The sequence below is a fragment of the Ruegeria atlantica genome (assembly GCF_013032005.1).
GTDB classification, from domain to species: Bacteria; Pseudomonadota; Alphaproteobacteria; order Rhodobacterales; family Rhodobacteraceae; genus Ruegeria; species Ruegeria atlantica_A.
Genome location: NZ_WQBE01000017.1, coordinates 51,899 through 69,158, shown reverse-complemented (window position 1 = coordinate 69,158; position 17,260 = coordinate 51,899). Strand labels below are relative to the sequence as shown.

The window sequence follows — 17,260 nt, the reverse complement described above, 5'->3', positions numbered from 1 at the left end:
CCAATGGCGAAGACGGCAACAGCGCCGTCGAAGCCAAGGTCAAAGCCGAGGTCGCGGACCTCTGCGCGCGCTTCCCTCTCTATCCGAACCTGTAAGACGAAGGACCCTTACCCATGAGCTTTCATAACATCGACCAAGCCCCTGCTCGCCTGAACCGCAGCGAACTGGCCGTTCCGGGCAGCCAACCCGGAATGTTCGAAAAGGCCGCACAATCAGATGTAGATGTGATCTTCCTCGATCTGGAAGACGCGGTCGCGCCTGATGAAAAGGAACAGGCCCGCAAGAACATCATCGAGGCGCTGAACGATATCGACTGGGGCAACAAAACCATGTCGGTGCGGATCAACGGGCTGGATACGCATTATATGTATCGCGATGTGGTGGATGTGGTCGAACAGGCTGGCGAACGGCTGGACCTGATCATGATCCCCAAGGTTGGCACCGCCGCGGACGTCTATGCGGTCGATATGCTGGTAACGCAGATTGAGGACGCCAAAGGCTACAAGAAACGGATCGGGTTCGAACACATCATCGAAACCGCGCTTGGGATGCAGAATGTCAGCGAGATTGCGGCAGCTTCCAAACGCAATGAAAGCCTGCATTTCGGAGTGGCTGACTATGCGGCCTCGACCCGCGCACGAACCACGATCATCGGCGGCGTGAACCCCGATTACTCCGTGTTGACCGACGCAGATACCGATGGTGAACGTCTGACCCATTGGGGTGACATGTGGCACTATGCGCTGGTGCGCATGGTGGTTGCGGCACGCGCCAACGGACTGCGTCCAATCGATGGGCCATTTGGCGACTTTCAGGATCCCGACGGCTACCGAGCGGCTGCCAAACGCGCAGCGGTTCTGGGATGTGAAGGCAAATGGGCCATCCACCCCAGCCAAATTGCCCTGGCCAATGAGGTCATGTCGCCATCCGAGGCCGAAGTCACCAAGGCACAGCGCATTCTTGTCGCCATGGCCGAGGCTGAATCGGCGGGCAAAGGTGCTGTGTCTCTGGATGGCCGTCTGATCGACTATGCCTCAATCCGTCAGGCCGAAGTGCTGGTCGAAAAAGCAGGCCAGATCGCAGCAGCTTGATCCGAAGGGCTTAGGCTACCTAAATAGGACAGCGCCAAACGGTTTTGTGGATCGGCCACTGGTACAGTTTGGCGCTGCGTTTTTCTGGTCACTCAGCGAGAAGACTTGAAAGTTTGTCCGCGCCCTGCCGCAGTGTTTCCAGAAACGACATCAGGCTGCCGACATCATGGCGTTGGGTCGGGGCGTGAACCGATAGCGTCCCTACCAACCTGCCCTGCCCGTCCTGAACAGGCACCGCAAGTGCGGACATTCCGGTCATGAATTCCTCATCATCGGTAGAATACTGATTGTCGGAAATGCGTTGGACTTCAGCCTTTACTGCCTTGGGGTCCGTCAGCGAACGCTCGGTCTGCGGCTGCAATTTTCCGGCCGAAAGAAACCCGTCCAGCGTTTTCTGACGCAGCGTGGACAGGTACATTTTTCCACTGGCCGTGCAGTGAAACGGAACCTGCGTGCCCACGGGCAACTGAATGCGCAGGGGCCATTTGGTTTCGACCCGGTCCAGATAGATCATCCCCTCGCGGTCGGGAATGGCGAGGTTGCATGTCTCTCCTACCTCCTCGGCCACGCTGCGCAATATGGCCAGGCGTGCAGTCCGCAAATGTTCGGCAGACATGGTGTTGACAGAAAGCAGTCGTAAACGACGGCCAGGGCCATAAGACCGGCCGTCGAGATCGCGTTGCAGAAACCCCTCGGCCTCGGCCGTTTGCAGCAGGCGGTGGACGGTGGGTTTTGCCAGACCCAATGCATCGATCAGGTCTGACGGTTTAACAGCTACCCCGCGCCGAGCCACCTCTTCAAGGATCAGCAACAGGCGCAGGTTCGTTGGGATCTGAGTTTCTTTTTCTTGTGTTTCCGTCTCGGCCATCCCGCAACATTCTAGTTATTTGGCAGCAGGATCAAGGCCAGATCGGGCACCAGCGACACCAAAATCCAGACCGACAACAGAGCCACCAGATAAGGCACCGTATACCGCAGCAGCCGGAAATAAGGCACGCCCGTCACACCCGACGCCACATACAGGTTCAGCCCGTAAGGTGGCGTGATGAACCCGATAGAAGCACCCACAAGGAAAATCACCGAGAAATGGATCGGATCAATGCCAACCGAGGCGGCAATCGGCGCCAAGATTGGGGCGAGAATGATCGTGACCGGAAGGCTTTCCAGTACCATGCCCGAGAAGAAGACGATCACCATCGAGGTGAACAGCACCGCATGATAACCACCCATCGAGGTCACGAAGTTCCCGATGGTCTCTTGCGCGCCGAGCAGCGACAAGATTTGCTGCATCACAACCGAAATTGCGATCAGCGGTGCAAGGATGCCAGTGATCTGGGCCGAGCGGATAACGATTGAGGGAATCTCGGGGATCGTGAAGCCTTCGACCACGAACATCTCAGCATAGCTTTTTTCGGTCGGCGGAATGTCATTGCGTGCGCCCATGACACGGTTGATCGGATAGCTGACCAGCCCTGCGATGACGCAGAAGCCTACGGTCACACCGGCCGCCTCGGTTGGTGAAAACTTGCCCGTGTAGATGCCCCACAACACCAATCCGATGGCGAAAAAGCCCAGCCACGCACCAAACGCGGTTTTCAGCACCCGGTTTAGTTGCAACGGGATCAAATATCCCCAGCCGTTGATCCGGCAGATTATCCAGCAGGCAAATTGCATGCCAAACACCATCAACGCGCCGGGCAGGATACCCGCCACAAACAGCTCGGAAATCGGCAGGTTCATCAGGAACCCGTACACGATGAAGATGATCGACGGTGGGATGATGATCCCAACTGTACCACCCGCCGCTGCTGTTGCGGCGCTGAAGCGTTCATCATAACCGCCCTTGACCATCTCAGGGTGCAGCATCGACCCGATGGTCGCGGTTGTTGCCGAGTTTGACCCCGAGATCGCTGCGAAAAGCCCGCAAGCCCCCAACGACGCCATTGCCAGCCCGCCGCGTATCCAGCCCAGACAGGCATATGCAAAATCACTAAGCCGCCGCGCGATGCCGGATTTGTTGATCAGGTCGCCAGTCAGGATGAACAGCGGCATCGCCAGCAGGGCGAAGCCTTTGTTGAACACATTCAGCAGCTCGGCCCCCATATTGTCCAGCGTCAGGCCCAGCACAAACGAGCAGCCAATAACCCAATAGCCGATGACCAGAAGCACTGGCACGCCCAGCATGAACAGAAAGGTGACCCCAAGCGAGATCAGTGTGACCATGGTTCCGTCTGTCATCAGTCTGCTCCAATCACGGCCTGCTTGATCAGCGGCTCACCTGTTTTCCAGTTGTGCAGATCGTCGGCGAGGTTCTGAAACACCCGCCCGACCATCAAAAAGAACGACAGCGGTGCGGCCAACAGGAACCACCACTGCATGATGTTGTCAGTACCCAGAACGATCTGAAAGTTTGATGCCGACAGCGCCACCAACCGTGTGGTGGTCACAATGACGATCACTGCGAAGATGAACCAAAGGACAGCATCTAGGAACAGGCAAGCCAGTTGCCCGCCGCGCGGCATAGAGGTGCGAAATTCGCTAAAGCTTAGATGCGTGCGTAGCCGCACGTTATAAGATGCGCCGAACCACGCCATCACCATGAACAGCAGTGGCGGGATCGTTGTTGACCAAGGCTCCTGATCGTTGAACACGAACCGGTCAATCACGCCCCAAAAGATGATGAAGGCAATCGCAAGGTAGGAATAAACCATCACGGCACGTTCAAAGTGGCGTTCGACAAACGGCACTTTTTGGTAAATCCACATGATGAGGAGCCCACCCAGGGCCGAGACGATTGCGCCTACGACCCATGTTGCGTCGGATTCCAGCGCGGATTGAATCTCGAATGAATCGAAGGTGAGTAAAGCACTGAATATCGCGCCGACATCTGCCCAAAATGACATGAACCCCGTCCTCCCAGTCGGTGTTTAGTGGAACCGGCCCACCCGGGCCGGTTCGTATTAAGCTTAGGTTAGGCTTCGCCTCTCCACCAACGGCGTGGCTCGACGTTTTCCGCAATTGTATCAGCGGGAATCTCACGCGCGATGTCGTAGATCTCTTGATAGGTGTCGATACCACCGGCCCATTTGTTAATGCGCTCGCGCCATTGCGCCCAAGGTTCGGGGTTGTAATTGGGGGCACACATTTCTTCGGCCAGTTTAATTTGGTCGTCCGCCAGGAAGGCCGGGCGTACGCCGTTTTCGGCGAAGATCGTATGCGGCAGTTGCGGTTCCGAGAAACCCACGGTGTTCAACAGTGCGGCTTCGTTCGCACCTTGGATCAGCGCCTGCGTGAAGTATGAAGACTCCATCACCGCATCCTGCAACTCACCGCCCAGACTGTCGAAGACCTTCGAAGACATGGACGTATGCTCGGTACCGCAGAAGAATTTCAGGTTCACCGATTGTGACACCACAGGCGCCATGTTGGCGTAGGCCACAGCCGATGCCCAAGTTTCGGCGCCGTCGATCAGGCCGGTTTTCAGCGCGTCCAGCGTTTCCTCCCACGCGACAGGTACCGGATTCAGGTTCAGCAGTTGCATGGCGATACGGCCAAGTTGCGTACCCGTCACACGGTTCTTGGTGCCAAATAGTTCTTCCAGCTTTGTGACGGTTGGCTTGTCGGCAAAGTTCGCGCCCATCTGTAGACCGCGCAGCTCACAATGAGTGAACAGGAATTTCAGACCGTGCCGTTTTTCCAGCGGATCGCGCAGGATGCGCTGGCTCGCCGGGCTGTAGAAGAAGTGGTACTGCGCCGCGCGGCTGGGGAACATATAGGCATAGTCCAACACGTTCAGATACGGCGCACCACCGGCCGAGTTCTGGGTCGAGGCAGCATAGATATCGACAATGCCCTGCTGGGTTTTCTCTACACAGCTCAGCTGACCACAGATCTGGTTGTCGCCGATGAACTCGATGCGAATCTCGCCATCGGTGCGCTCTTCCAGGTCACGCGCAAATTCGATTGCACCCGCACGCTCGATCAGCAGGTTGCGGGTATTAAAGCCCGATGCGCCGAATTTCAACGTGTGTTTTGGCTCTTTGGAAAAGCGCTTTTCGTAGGTTGATTCGGCTGCCTGCGCCAGATTCGCAAGGCTCATCGCCCCACCGAACCCACCTGCAGCCAGTAGAGTCGAGCTCATACCGTAACGGCCTGCCACGCGGAAAAAATCCCGCCGTGAAATACCACTTAGTTTCCGTCCGATCTCCATTGCTTACCTCCCTGATCGCAAATAATGAGACGTTTTGTATCAAAAAAGGCTAGTATATTTCTCATCGTTTGGCTAGAACTTTTTGAAACCAGTTTCAGGGAGGTGATCATGGAAGTAGACTATGCAGTTGTCGGGGCCGGGTCTTCGGGCTGTGTCATCGCCAATCGCCTGAGCGCCGACCCAAACGTGACCGTTGCTTTGCTCGAGGCCGGCGGTCGCGATACCAATCCGTGGATTCACATCCCGGTGGGCTATTTCAAAACCATGCATAACCCTTCGGTCGATTGGTGTTATCGTACTGAACCTGATCCAGGGCTGAATGGGCGCTCTATCGACTGGCCGCGTGGCAAGGTGCTGGGCGGGTCTTCGTCGCTGAATGGGTTGCTGTACGTGCGCGGCCAGAAAGAGGATTACGACCGCTGGCGTCAGATGGGCAACGAGGGTTGGGGGTGGGACGACGTTCTGCCCCTGTTCAAACGTTGCGAGGATCAGGAGCGTGGCGAGGATGAATTCCACGGCGTCGGCGGGCCATTGTCGGTGTCAAACATGCGCATCCAACGGCCCATCTGTGACGCCTGGGTCGCAGCCGCGCAGGCCGCAGGGTATCCGTTTAATCCAGACTACAATGGGGCTGAGCAAGAGGGTGTGGGGTATTTCCAGCTAACCACGCGCAATGGCCGCCGCTGTAGCGCTGCCGTGGCGTATCTGAAACCCATCCGCGACCGACAGAACCTAAACATCATTACGAAGGCCTTGGTGACACGGATCACGTTGGAGGGCAAAAAGGCAACTGGATTGGTCTATCGGGATCGTTCGGGCACCGAGCAAACCCTGAAAGTTCGGCGCGAAATCATCCTGTCCGGTGGTGCGATAAACTCGCCCCAGATTCTGATGCTGTCAGGGATAGGCGACCCGGACCACTTGAAGGAAAACGGGATCGAACCGCTGCACGCCCTTCCCGGTGTCGGCAAGGGATTGCAGGACCATTTGCAGGCAAGACTGGTGTTCAAATGCAATGAACCCACGTTGAACGATGAGGTCCGCAGCTTGTTCAATCAGGCGCGTATCGCTCTGAAGTACGCCCTGTTCCGTGCCGGTCCGATGACCATGGCGGCCAGCCTGGCGACGGGGTTCATGAAGACCCGCCCCGACGTTGAAACTCCGGACATTCAGTTCCACGTCCAACCATGGTCCGCCGACAGCCCCGGCGAGGGTGTGCATCCGTTTTCGGCCTTTACCATGTCCGTCTGTCAGCTGCGGCCGGAAAGCCGGGGTGAGCTGCGCCTGAACGGGCCAGACCCTTCAAAGTACGTCAAAATAATCCCGAATTACCTGTCGACCGAAACGGATTGTCGAACCATCGTCGACGGCGTGAACATCGCCCGCGGGATTGCTAAGCAGAACCCGTTGCATTCGAAGATTTCCGAGGAATTCAGGCCCTCGGCGGATCTGAGCTGTGACGATTACGAAGGCACGCTGGATTGGGCCCGGTCAAATTCGACCTCGATCTATCACCCGACCGGCACCTGCGCGATGGGCAACTCTGAGGCATCGGTTGTCGACGCAAAGCTAAGAGTCCACGGAATTGCCAATCTGCGGGTGGCGGATTGTTCGATTATGCCCGAGATCGTCAGCGGTAATACGAACGCTCCTGCGATCATGATTGGAGAAAAGGCCAGCGATTTGTTGGCAGCGGATGCCTAGACGGCAGCACGAACTGCTTTGTAAAGCGCGCGAAACCGGCCAAGCCGGTCCGACAATGCGCCCATTTCCTCAGGATCGAACCTGACAGATCCTGCGGGCTGGATGGCAAGGTCCTCAATAGTCAGCGCTTTGTCACCGCAAGCCGCCAATCGAGCCGCGCCATAGGCTGGGCCGGAATCCGCCCCTTCGGATCGAAGGATGGGTTTGCCTGTCACCGTTGCAATCAACCCAAGCAGCAGGTCGGACCGGCTGCCGCCGCCGATAGCGGCCAAATCCGACAGGCCGTCTATCGAGTCGCCAAAACTCTGGGCGGCGTCGGCGAAACAAAACGCGATGGCCTCAACCACCGAGCGACAAATTTCTGCACGCGTTGTCGCGTCTTCCAGTCCAAAGAAACAGGCGCGTATATGCGGGTCGCCGTGAGGGCTGCGTTCGCCTGTCAGATAAGGCAGGAAAATCGGCACACGGTCTTGCGGGGCTGTTTCGGCCATTGCGATGACTTCTGCCGAGGACAATCCAAGCTGCCCGCCGATCCACGCGATTGGCCTGGCGCCGTTTAGCATTGCCGCCATCTGGAACCAGCGATCAGGGAGTGTATGCGCAAACGCATGCACATATCGTTCCGGGTTTGGCTTATATACGCGATCCGCAACGAATAGCTGACCGGAAGTGCCCAGCGAAATAAACCCTCGCCCCGGTTCGGTTGCTCCCAGCGACACTGCGCCGGTGGCCGCATCCCCACCTCCTGCTACAACAGGTACGCCGGGCTTCAGTCCGGTCTGGTTGGCCGCATCTGCCGAAATTGTGCCCACAACTTCGTGCCCATCGGAAATTTGCGGCAGCCAGTGGGTCGCAACATGGGTCGCCTCGGCGATCCCGCTGTGCCACTGCCGCGCGGTTTGATCCAGCCAAAGGGTGCCCGCCGCATCACAGGGATCCGTCGCGAGGACCCCGTGCAGGCGCAGCCCGATATAATCCTTCGGCAACAGGATATGAGCGATGCGGTCATAGTTTTCAGGCTCATGCCGCTTCAGCCATGTAATCTTAGGTGCGGTAAAACCTGGCAGCGGCAGAACACCCGCGATCTGGCCGATCTGTGGCAGCGCATCGCGAAGTTCACCGCATTCCTGCGCCGAACGGCTGTCATTCCACAAAATGGCCGGACGGATTGGGCACAAGTCCTGGTCGAGCAGTACGGCTCCGTGCATCTGACCCGACAGACCAACAGCCCGAACGTCCGCCAAAGTAATCTGTTCCCCCAGCTTGCGTAGTGCGTTGCAGGTGGCGCGCCACCAAAGATCAGGATGCTGTTCCGACCATCCAGGCTGAGGCGAAGAGGTTTGCATTTCAACCGAAGCCGTTGCCATTATCCGCGCCGTGTCGGCGCAGACAACCTTGACCGCTGATGTGCCGATGTCGATCCCGAGATACATTTACAACCCTTGCCCTGCGTCCGAGGTGCGGCACATGTCCGGCTATTGATTTTTTAGCGCGCGCAAAGAATATGTAAAGCTATGATAAGATCAAAGCGGCAAAGATCCGCAGGTAGATTGGCATGACCAAGATAAAAAACATGGAAGAGTTCGCGGCCCTCAGCGGGATATCCCGGCCGACGGTTTCGAAATATTTCCACGACCCGGACAGCGTGCGGCCCACAACGCGGGCGCGCATCGAAGAGGCGTTAGAGCGTTTTGACTATCGCCCTAATATTTACGCCATAAATCAGAACCGGAAGCTGACCAAGAATATTGGTATCGTCGTGCCCTATCTGGCTGATCCCTTTTTTGCCGAGATCGCGCGCTATCTGGAGCAATCCTGTATCGCGGCGGGGTATCGCCCGTCTCTATTCAGCTCACATGGCGAGCAAAAACTGGAGAATGAGATACTCGACAGCTTACGGTCGCTGAAACCAGCAGGTGTTCTGTTAGCACCGCTGGGTCGCGCGTCGGATCAGTCAGCGATTGAAAAATTCTGCGCCGATGTTCCAACGGTTCTGTTCGACAGTAACCTTGATGGTATGGGGGCTGCTTTCATCGGTTCGGACAATTTCAGCTTTGTGTCACAAACCGTGGAATACATGACCCGCACCGGGGAACCACCATCGTTCTTTGAAATGCGCACCCCAGCCAACCCAAATGCCAACAAACGGCGCATAGCCTATGTCGACGTTATGGAGCGTTTGGGGTTTGAACCGCATATCATCAAGATTGACGGCACAGGATGGGCCTTTGAAGAGATCGGTCGGCAAGGTGCGCGAAAAGTGCTGGAAGAACGCAGCCTGCGGACCGACTCGGTGCTGTGCAGCAATGACCGTCTCGCCATCGGATTTTTGGCGGCCTGCTACGAACAGGGGATTCGGGTTGGGCGCAAGGAAGATTGCACGTTGCGATTGGCCTCAAATGACGATCATCCCTTCGCAAAATTCACATGTCCGTCCCTGACAACGGCCGCGCATGACTATGACAATGTGGCTGCCCGCAGTGTCGAAACACTGTTCGAACTTATTGAAAGCGGTGGGAAATTTGAAAAACGAACAGAAACTTTGTTTCCCGCAAGGCTTGTTTTACGCGAGTCCGCCTGAACATTAAATTTAACGCGCGTAAAGTTTTTATTGACGCCGCGACAATTTATGAACTAGGCTTCCTGCACAGCATCCAAGCTCAGGGAGGACAAGGATGTATCTGAAAAACGCACTTCGTGCGGCGACGGCGTTGACATTCGTCGCCACGGCAGCGGCCCACGCGCAATCCATCACCATAGCGACCGTGAACAACGGCGACATGATCCGGATGCAGGGCTATACCGACAAGTTCACCGAGGCGACCGGCATCGATGTCGAATGGGTGACGCTAGAAGAAAACGTGTTGCGCCAGCGCGTGACCACCGACATCACCACCAAAGGTGGCCAGTTCGACATCATGACCATCGGTATGTACGAAACCCCGATCTGGGGCGCCAATGGTTGGCTGGTGCCGCTGGAAGGAATGTCCGCTGAATATGATGTGGATGACATCCTGCCCGCGATGCGCAACGGGTTGAGCCATGAGGGGACGCTGTTCGCGGCTCCGTTCTATGGCGAAAGCTCAATGATCATGTATCGCACTGATCTGATGGAGAAAGCCGGACTGGAAATGCCTGATGCGCCGACCTGGCAGTTCATCCGAGAGGCGGCTGCGGCGATGACGGATCGAGACAACGACATCAACGGTATTTGCCTGCGTGGCAAAGCCGGTTGGGGTGAAGGTGGCGCGTTCATTACCGTGACCGGAAATTCCTTTGGTGCCCGCTGGTTCGACGAAGACTGGAAACCCCAGTTTGATCAGCCGGAATGGAACGAAGCGCTGACTTTCTTCGTCGACATGATGAGTGAATCCGGCCCCGCGGGTTACGCTACTAACGGGTTCAACGAAAACCTGTCACTGTTCCAGCAGGGCAAGTGCGGCATGTGGATCGACGCCACTGTCGCGGCATCGTTTGTAACCAATCCTGACGACTCGACTGTGGCCGACAAAGTCGGCTTCGCGTTGGCTCCGAATTCGGAAGGCGTTGACAAGCGCTCCAACTGGCTTTGGGCATGGGCGCTGGCCATCCCTGCAGGCACCGAACAGGCGGATGCTGCCAAGCAGTTCATCGAATGGGCAACCTCGAAAGACTACATTGAGCTGGTGGCCGAAAACGAAGGCTGGGCCAACGTCCCGCCGGGTGCGCGTACATCACTGTACGAGAACCCCGAGTATCAGAAGGTTCCGTTCGCCCAGATGACACTGGATTCGATCCTGTCGGCTGATCCAAATGATCCGACGGTGAAACCGGTGCCCTATGTCGGCATCCAGTTTGCTGCGATCCCTGAATTTGCAGGCATTGCTACGCAAGTGAGCCAGGAATTCTCGGCCGTTTACGCCGGACAGCAATCGGTGGAAGAGGCGCTTGAAAAAGCGCAGGCCTTCACCGCAGAAGAGATGGAAGCCGCAGGTTACTGACGTCTTCTAATTGCGGGTGGGCAGAGGTCTGCCCCCCGCCCTACCCTTCCACAATCCACGTTTTTCTCGCAGGCTGGTATGCGCCTGAACAGAGAGGTCTTGCGCCATGGCAACCCAACATTCCCGATCAGTGGCCCGCCTAATGATGGCACCCGCCGTGGTCCTGCTGCTTGGCTGGATGCTCGTGCCGCTGACAATGACGCTGTATTTTTCCTTCAAGAAATACCTGCCCCTACGCGGTGGTGATCTGGGCTGGGTCGGCTTTGACAACTACGTCCGGTTTGTGTCCTCCAGCTCGTTTTGGCCTGCCGTGCAGGCGACGCTGATGATCGTTGGTGGTGTACTGGTGATCACCGTGATTTTGGGCATCCTGCTGGCCATTCTGCTGGATCAACCAATGTGGGGTCAGGGTGTTGTCCGCATCCTTGTGATTGCACCTTTCTTTGTGATGCCTACGGTCTCTGCGCTGGTCTGGAAGAACATGTTCATGGACCCGGTGAACGGTCTTCTGGCGCATCTGTGGCGCTTTTTTGGGGCCGAGCCGATTTCATGGCTGTCCGAGGCCTCGATGACGTCTATCATCATGATCGTGTCGTGGCAGTGGCTACCCTTCGCCACGCTGATCCTGCTGACTGCCATCCAGTCGCTGGACAGCGAACAGCTGGAAGCAGCTGAGATGGACGGCGCGCCAGTTCTGAAGCGCTTTTACCATATCGTCTTGCCGCATCTGAGCCGCGCAATCACGATTGTGATCCTGATCCAGACGATCTTTCTATTGTCGATCTTCGCCGAGATCTTCGTGACCACCGGCGGTGCATTCGGCACCCGCACACTCACCTACCTGATCTTCCAGCGCGTGTTGGAAAGCCAAAACGTCGGCCTTGGATCAGCCGGAGGTGTCTACGCCATCATCCTTGCTAATATCGTTGCCATCTTCCTTATGCGCATCGTCGGCAAAAACCTGGACGCGTGAGGAGATAAGACCCATGGCCCGCACCGTCACACCCCACCGCAAATCGCTGAACACCGCCCTTGCCTGGGCCGTTGGACTGCTGATCTTTTTCCCGATCCTCTGGACCATTCTGACCAGTTTCAAGACCGAGGCACAGGCGATTGCCAGCCCGCCCCTGTTCCTGAATTTCGACTGGACACTTGAGAACTATGCCATCGTGCAAGAACGGTCAGACTATATGCGGTTCCTGTGGAATTCCGTCATCATCGCAGGCGGATCGACCATTCTTGGCGTAATCATCGCGGTCCCCGCCGCATGGGCGATGGCCTTTGTACCGTCCAAGCGCACAAAGGACATCCTGTTGTGGATGCTCTCCACCAAAATGCTACCTGCCGTTGGCGTATTGTATCCGATCTACCTGCTGTTCATCCGTCTGGGACTGCTAGACACACGCGGTGGACTGGTCGTGGTGCTGATGCTGATCAACCTGCCGATCATCGTCTGGATGCTCTACACATATTTCCGCGAAATCCCCGGTGAAATTCTGGAAGCCGCACGGATGGACGGGGCGACACTGAAAGAAGAAATCCTTTACGTATTGACGCCCATGGCCATCCCCGGCATCGCCTCGACAGTTCTCCTGAACTTCATTCTGGCGTGGAACGAAGCGTTCTGGACCCTCAACCTGACCGCCGTCGACGCGGCACCGCTAACTGCCTTCATTGCCAGCTACTCCAGCCCCGAAGGCCTGTTCTTTGCCAAGCTCAGCGCGGCCTCGACCATGGCGATCGCACCAATCCTCATCCTTGGCTGGTTCAGCCAGAAACAACTTGTCCGCGGCCTGACCTTCGGCGCTGTGAAATAAGGAAGACGACGTATGGGACGTATTCAACTTAAATCCGTGACCAAAAGCTTCGGCGACGTGCAGGTCATTCCGCCTCTGGATCTGACCATCGAGGACGGCGAGTTCACGGTCTTTGTCGGCCCTTCGGGGTGTGGCAAGTCCACCTTGCTGCGCTTGATCGCGGGGTTGGAGGATATCACCTCGGGCTCTATCGATATTGACGGGGCAGATGCCACTGACGTGCCCCCCGCCAAACGTGGCCTGGCGATGGTGTTCCAGTCTTACGCTCTGTACCCGCATATGACGGTGCGCAAGAATATCGCATTCCCGCTGCGCATGGCCAAACTGGATCAGGCGGAAATCGACAAGCGCGTCGAAGGCGCTGCAGGTGTACTGAACCTTGCAGACTATCTGGATCGTCGACCTGGTCAGTTGTCGGGTGGGCAGCGTCAGCGCGTTGCCATTGGCCGCGCCATTGTGCGTGAACCTGCGGCGTTTTTGTTCGACGAACCGCTGTCCAATCTCGATGCGGCGTTGCGGGTGGGCATGCGGCTTGAGATCAGCGAGTTGCACGAGCGTCTGGCCACAACAATGATCTACGTGACACACGATCAGGTCGAGGCGATGACCATGGCCGATAAGATCGTGGTGCTTCAGGCCGGTGTCATCGAACAGGCCGGCAGCCCACTAGAGCTGTACCGCACCCCGCGCAATTTGTTTGTTGCAGGCTTCATCGGCTCGCCCAAAATGAATTTTATCGAGGGTGAAGAGGCCGCGAAACACGGGGCCCACACCATTGGAGTGCGCCCTGAACATATCACGGTATCCGAAAGCGACGGGCCATGGTCTGGTGTCGTTGGCGTATCCGAACATCTGGGGTCGGATACCTTCTTTCATATCCACGAAACCGGGTTGGCCGAAACCATCACCGTTCGCGCGGATGGAGAGGTCGGATTCCGTCATGGAGATCGTGTCCATCTGGCCCCACGTGCAGATGTCATTCATCGGTTTGACGCACAGGGATTGCGCATCGAATGACGCGTTTGGCCGGCAAAACAACTCTAATTACGGGGGCCGCGCGTGGTATCGGCCTAGCCTTTGCCAAAGCCTATGTTGCCGAGGGCGCGCGTGTTGCGATTGCCGATGTCGACATCCCCCGTGCGCGAAAGGCCGCAGCCGAAATCGGTGATCCTGCGCTAGCCATCGAGATGGACGTAACCAACCAGTCCAGCATCGACCAAGCAGTCGCGCAAACACTCGCGCATTTCGGACCCATTGACATTCTGATCAACAACGCCGCGATATTCACTGCCGCCCCGATAACCGAGATCGAGCGCGCCGATTTCAACCGCGTTTTTGACATCAACGTCGCCGGAACCCTGTTCACCATGCAGGCGGTTGCACGACACATGATCGCGCACGGGGTCAAAGGCCGCATCATAAACATGGCCTCTCAGGCCGGACGGCGTGGTGAACCTCTGGTTTCGGTCTATTGCGCCAGCAAAGCGGCGATTATCTCGCTGACGCAATCGGCAGGGCTGAACCTGATCCAACACGGGATTAACGTGAACGCCATCGCACCGGGCGTTGTTGACGGCGAACACTGGGACGGTGTTGATGCGTTCTTTGCCAAACACGAAGGCAAAGCCCCTGGGCAGAAAAAGCGCGAAGTGGCGGCGGCTGTTCCCTATGGCCGTATGGGCCGCGCCGAAGATTTGACCGGAATGGCCGTTTTTCTGGCTTCGGACGAGGCCAAATACATCGTCGCGCAAACCTATAATGTCGATGGCGGAAACTGGATGAGCTGATGGATCCTCTGGCGAACGCAAAACCTCCGGTACCGCTGGGTCGTAATGCCCTTACGGACTTGCCCGCAGCAGTCAGAAGGCCATCGTATCGCCACGCTGAATTGCGACCGGGTATCGTGCATATCGGTCTTGGCAATTTCCACCGCGCACATCAGGCCTGGTACATCCACCGTTTGATGCAGCAGGGCCTGGCAAAGGACTGGGCGATTATCGGCGCAGGGGTTCGGGCCTATGATGCCGGGATGCGGGAAAAGCTGGTCAGCCAGGATTGTCTGACAACGCTGATCGAACTTGACCCATCCGGCATGTCCGCTGAAATCATTGCCCCGATGATTGACTATCTGCCGATCGAACCCGGGAACGCGCCGTTGATCCAACAAATGTCCGATCCAGCGATCCGCATCGTGTCCCTGACCATCACCGAAGGGGGGTATTTCCTGGACGCCAATACCGGGGCGCTCGACACTACCCACCAAGATATCCGCCACGATGCGCAAAACCCTGACCAACCTTGTACAGCTTTCGGCGCCATCGTTGCGGCGCTTGGGCAGCGTCGAGCGCATGGCTTGAAACCTTTTACCGCGCTCAGCTGCGATAATCTGCAAGGCAACGGAACGATCCTGCGTAACTGTATCGTCGGATTGGCGCGGTTGTCTGACCCTGATCTGGCCGACTGGATCGAACAGAACGGGGCATTTCCGAATTCGATGGTGGATTGCATCGTGCCGGCCACAACACATCAGGTGATCTCGCAATGCCGCGCCCTGGGTATCGAAGACCGCGCCCCGGTTTCGCATGAGAATTTTCGCCAATGGGTGATCGAGGATGATTTCTGCGCTGATCGTCCCGCGCTTGAAAAGGTTGGTGTGACACTGACCCGCAATGTACATACGTACGAGGCCATGAAGCTGCGTGTTCTGAATGGCGGCCATCAACTGCTTGCGAATGTTGGGGAAATACTGAATGTCCCGACGATTGCCGACTGTATGCAGGACGACGATATCACAGCCTTTTTCAAAAAGGTTCAGGCTGAGGGTATATTACCTCATGTCGCGCCGGTGCCTGGAACACCACCTGCTGACTATCTTGAACTGGTCGCGAGACGTTTTGCGAATACTGCCATTCACGACACGACACGCCGGGTTGCCTTTGACGGCTCGTCCCGCCATCCCGGATTTTTGCTGCCGTCGCTGCGTGACGCACTGGCGTCAGGATCGCCAGTGAACGGGCTCGCCCTGGCCGAGGCGTTCTGGTGCCGGATGTGCGCGGGCCTTCGCGAAGACGGAAGCGAAATCGCGGATAATGACCCCTTTTGGACCGAATTGCATGACGCTGCTCTAGCCGCGAAAGCGGACCCCTTGATCTGGATCGCACAAAGCAAATTCTACGGAGATATCGGCCGGGAAGAACGTTTTGCAACAGCGTTTTCCCAATGGCTCAGGACCATATGGCAACGGGGAAGCCGGGCGGCAATTGCGCAATACCTCGGGTAATCCGGTGGCTGGCGTTCGGCTTTCGAAGTCAAATACTCGCGATAGATTTTGAATATCGTGCAAATTCGGGCAAAAATACTGGCAATGTCTGCAAATAGGTTTCATTGGGTAACCTATGTTGCGCTCGGAGGTTGGCTTGAAACCCACAATTTCGCAGGAAACCATCGCCAAATGGCAGCGGATCGTCGATCTGATTGCCCGGGTTGCCGATGTCCCTGCAAGTCTCGTGATGCGGACACATGCGCCTCATCATTCTGTTTTTGTCACAAGCAGAAGTAACAACAACCCCTATGAGGTAGGATGCGGTTTTACCCTGAGTGAGAAACTTTATTGCTATGGCGTTCTGAAACGCGATGGTGAACTGACGGTCGAAAATGCAACCCAAGACCCGGAATGGTGTGACAATGACGACCTAGAACACGGGATGAGTTTCTATATCGGCTATCCGCTCAAATGGCCCGACGGTACGATTTTTGGAACAATTTGCGTTTTGGATTCGCGCCGTAACCAACGCGCAATGCTGTTCCGCGAGGGCCTGCAGGAATTCGCGAGGGTCATAGAATCCGATCTTTCGTTGCTGGTTGAGATTGACCGCCGCACCGCGCTTGAGGCCGAATTGCAAGCCACGCTGGATCAACTGGAACAGCGCGTGGCCAACCGGACCGCAGATCTGGAAGAGGCAAATGCCGCGTTGCGGGTATTGCTGAGCAGTGTCGAAACTTCGCGGCAGGAATATGATGCCAAGATTCTAAGTCAGATAAAGGGGTTGGTGGTTCCGCATCTGGCAAAGCTGCGTGGCCGAATGGACAGCGACCCTGCCGGTCGGATTTATCTGGACCTTGCTGAAGAAAGCTTGAAATCCATCACCTCTGAGATGAGTGGGCAACTGACCACGATCTTTGAATCCCTGACACCAACCGAACAGGAAATCGCACAGTTGATCATGCGGGGACAGACGACCAAAGATATTGCGAGAACGCTGTCACGCGAACCCAGCACGATCGAGTTTCACCGCAACAACATACGCGCAAAGCTTGGATTGAAACGCAGCGGTAAGAACCTGCGCAGCCTGCTGTTGTCGATCCAGTGAACATGGGGAATCCCCCCATGTTTCCCCCGTAGATTTTCGATGCACTGTTTAATAAACCGGCTTGGTACCCTGTTTCTGTTCCGGCAAA

General features: G+C 56.7%; 15 protein-coding genes. 10 read left to right on the top strand and 5 right to left on the bottom strand.

Annotation, left to right across the window (positions count from 1 at the left end; genetic code table 11):
- Nucleotides 1-113: 113 nt before the first annotated feature.
- Nucleotides 114-1,091 (top strand): HpcH/HpaI aldolase/citrate lyase family protein, encoded by a 978-nt coding sequence (locus GOX21_RS20655; protein ID WP_170379821.1) that lies wholly within the window; start codon nt 114-116, stop codon nt 1,089-1,091.
- Between the two features lie 88 nt (nt 1,092-1,179).
- On the opposite strand, the gene GOX21_RS20650 is transcribed toward GOX21_RS20655, so the two are convergent.
- The 4 genes from GOX21_RS20650 to GOX21_RS20635 form a co-directional block, all read right to left on the bottom strand.
- Nucleotides 1,180-1,959: an IclR family transcriptional regulator gene (locus GOX21_RS20650; protein ID WP_170362725.1), complete on the bottom strand. Its 780-nt coding sequence runs from the start codon at nt 1,957-1,959 to the stop codon at nt 1,180-1,182.
- Between the two features lie 11 nt (nt 1,960-1,970).
- Nucleotides 1,971-3,329: a TRAP transporter large permease gene (locus tag GOX21_RS20645; protein ID WP_170351952.1), complete on the bottom strand. Its 1,359-nt coding sequence runs from the start codon at nt 3,327-3,329 to the stop codon at nt 1,971-1,973.
- Nucleotides 3,329-3,994: a TRAP transporter small permease gene (locus tag GOX21_RS20640; RefSeq protein WP_170351953.1), complete on the bottom strand. Its 666-nt coding sequence runs from the start codon at nt 3,992-3,994 to the stop codon at nt 3,329-3,331. Before GOX21_RS20640 ends, GOX21_RS20645 begins: the two co-directional genes overlap by 1 nt.
- A 68-nt stretch (nt 3,995-4,062) precedes the next feature.
- Complete coding sequence (locus tag GOX21_RS20635) at nt 4,063-5,301, bottom strand: TRAP transporter substrate-binding protein (protein ID WP_170351954.1); 1,239 nt, start codon at nt 5,299-5,301, stop codon at nt 4,063-4,065.
- Nucleotides 5,302-5,409: 108 nt separating this feature from the next.
- Here GOX21_RS20635 and GOX21_RS20630 point away from each other — a divergent pair, with 108 nt between their 5' ends.
- Nucleotides 5,410-7,005 carry a GMC family oxidoreductase gene (locus GOX21_RS20630; protein ID WP_170379819.1) on the top strand — a complete coding sequence of 532 codons (1,596 nt, stop codon included), beginning with the start codon at nt 5,410-5,412 and terminating at the stop codon, nt 7,003-7,005.
- Here GOX21_RS20630 and xylB read toward each other — a convergent pair.
- Nucleotides 7,002-8,438: a xylulokinase gene (gene xylB / locus GOX21_RS20625; protein WP_170379817.1), complete on the bottom strand. Its 1,437-nt coding sequence runs from the start codon at nt 8,436-8,438 to the stop codon at nt 7,002-7,004. The two genes, GOX21_RS20630 and xylB, sit on opposite strands and share 4 nt — an antisense overlap.
- A 122-nt stretch (nt 8,439-8,560) precedes the next feature.
- On the opposite strand from xylB, the gene GOX21_RS20620 reads away from it, so the two are divergent.
- The 8 genes from GOX21_RS20620 to GOX21_RS20585 all read left to right on the top strand — a co-directional run bounded on the left by GOX21_RS20620 (nt 8,561) and on the right by GOX21_RS20585 (nt 17,172).
- Nucleotides 8,561-9,586: a LacI family DNA-binding transcriptional regulator gene (locus GOX21_RS20620; protein WP_170351957.1), complete on the top strand. Its 1,026-nt coding sequence runs from the start codon at nt 8,561-8,563 to the stop codon at nt 9,584-9,586.
- A 94-nt stretch (nt 9,587-9,680) separates the two neighbouring features.
- On the top strand, nt 9,681-10,985 hold the full coding sequence (locus tag GOX21_RS20615; RefSeq protein ID WP_170351958.1) for an ABC transporter substrate-binding protein: 1,305 nt from the start codon (nt 9,681-9,683) through the stop codon (nt 10,983-10,985).
- Nucleotides 10,986-11,091: 106 nt separating this feature from the next.
- Complete coding sequence (locus GOX21_RS20610) at nt 11,092-11,958, top strand: carbohydrate ABC transporter permease (RefSeq protein WP_170351959.1); 867 nt, start codon at nt 11,092-11,094, stop codon at nt 11,956-11,958.
- A 13-nt stretch (nt 11,959-11,971) separates the two neighbouring features.
- Entirely contained in the window at nt 11,972-12,802 is an 831-nt protein-coding gene (locus GOX21_RS20605; protein ID WP_170379815.1) for a carbohydrate ABC transporter permease, read from the top strand.
- Nucleotides 12,803-12,814: 12 nt separating this feature from the next.
- Nucleotides 12,815-13,819: an ABC transporter ATP-binding protein gene (locus GOX21_RS20600; protein WP_170379813.1), complete on the top strand. Its 1,005-nt coding sequence runs from the start codon at nt 12,815-12,817 to the stop codon at nt 13,817-13,819.
- Complete coding sequence (locus tag GOX21_RS20595) at nt 13,816-14,589, top strand: L-iditol 2-dehydrogenase (RefSeq protein ID WP_170379812.1); 774 nt, start codon at nt 13,816-13,818, stop codon at nt 14,587-14,589. The genes GOX21_RS20600 and GOX21_RS20595 overlap by 4 nt, the downstream gene beginning before the upstream one ends.
- Nucleotides 14,589-16,082: a mannitol dehydrogenase family protein gene (locus GOX21_RS20590; protein ID WP_170379809.1), complete on the top strand. Its 1,494-nt coding sequence runs from the start codon at nt 14,589-14,591 to the stop codon at nt 16,080-16,082. Before GOX21_RS20595 ends, GOX21_RS20590 begins: the two co-directional genes overlap by 1 nt.
- 136 nt (nt 16,083-16,218) lie before the next feature.
- Entirely contained in the window at nt 16,219-17,172 is a 954-nt protein-coding gene (locus tag GOX21_RS20585; RefSeq protein ID WP_254428645.1) for a LuxR C-terminal-related transcriptional regulator, read from the top strand.
- The last annotated feature ends 88 nt before the right edge of the window (nt 17,173-17,260 follow it).

Bases quoted from the DNA above. Each gene is read 5' to 3' on its own strand.
- GOX21_RS20655 (WP_170379821.1), top strand. From the start codon at position 114: ATGAGCTTTCATAACATCGACCAAGCCCCTGCTCGCCTGAACCGCAGC.
- GOX21_RS20650 (WP_170362725.1), bottom strand. From the start codon at position 1,959: ATGGCCGAGACGGAAACACAAGAAAAAGAAACTCAGATCCCAACGAAC.
- GOX21_RS20645 (WP_170351952.1), bottom strand. From the start codon at position 3,329: ATGACAGACGGAACCATGGTCACACTGATCTCGCTTGGGGTCACCTTT.
- GOX21_RS20640 (WP_170351953.1), bottom strand. From the start codon at position 3,994: ATGTCATTTTGGGCAGATGTCGGCGCGATATTCAGTGCTTTACTCACC.
- GOX21_RS20635 (WP_170351954.1), bottom strand. From the start codon at position 5,301: ATGGAGATCGGACGGAAACTAAGTGGTATTTCACGGCGGGATTTTTTC.
- GOX21_RS20630 (WP_170379819.1), top strand. From the start codon at position 5,410: ATGGAAGTAGACTATGCAGTTGTCGGGGCCGGGTCTTCGGGCTGTGTC.
- xylB (WP_170379817.1), bottom strand. From the start codon at position 8,438: ATGTATCTCGGGATCGACATCGGCACATCAGCGGTCAAGGTTGTCTGC.
- GOX21_RS20620 (WP_170351957.1), top strand. From the start codon at position 8,561: ATGACCAAGATAAAAAACATGGAAGAGTTCGCGGCCCTCAGCGGGATA.
- GOX21_RS20615 (WP_170351958.1), top strand. From the start codon at position 9,681: ATGTATCTGAAAAACGCACTTCGTGCGGCGACGGCGTTGACATTCGTC.
- GOX21_RS20610 (WP_170351959.1), top strand. From the start codon at position 11,092: ATGGCAACCCAACATTCCCGATCAGTGGCCCGCCTAATGATGGCACCC.
- GOX21_RS20605 (WP_170379815.1), top strand. From the start codon at position 11,972: ATGGCCCGCACCGTCACACCCCACCGCAAATCGCTGAACACCGCCCTT.
- GOX21_RS20600 (WP_170379813.1), top strand. From the start codon at position 12,815: ATGGGACGTATTCAACTTAAATCCGTGACCAAAAGCTTCGGCGACGTG.
- GOX21_RS20595 (WP_170379812.1), top strand. From the start codon at position 13,816: ATGACGCGTTTGGCCGGCAAAACAACTCTAATTACGGGGGCCGCGCGT.
- GOX21_RS20590 (WP_170379809.1), top strand. From the start codon at position 14,589: ATGGATCCTCTGGCGAACGCAAAACCTCCGGTACCGCTGGGTCGTAAT.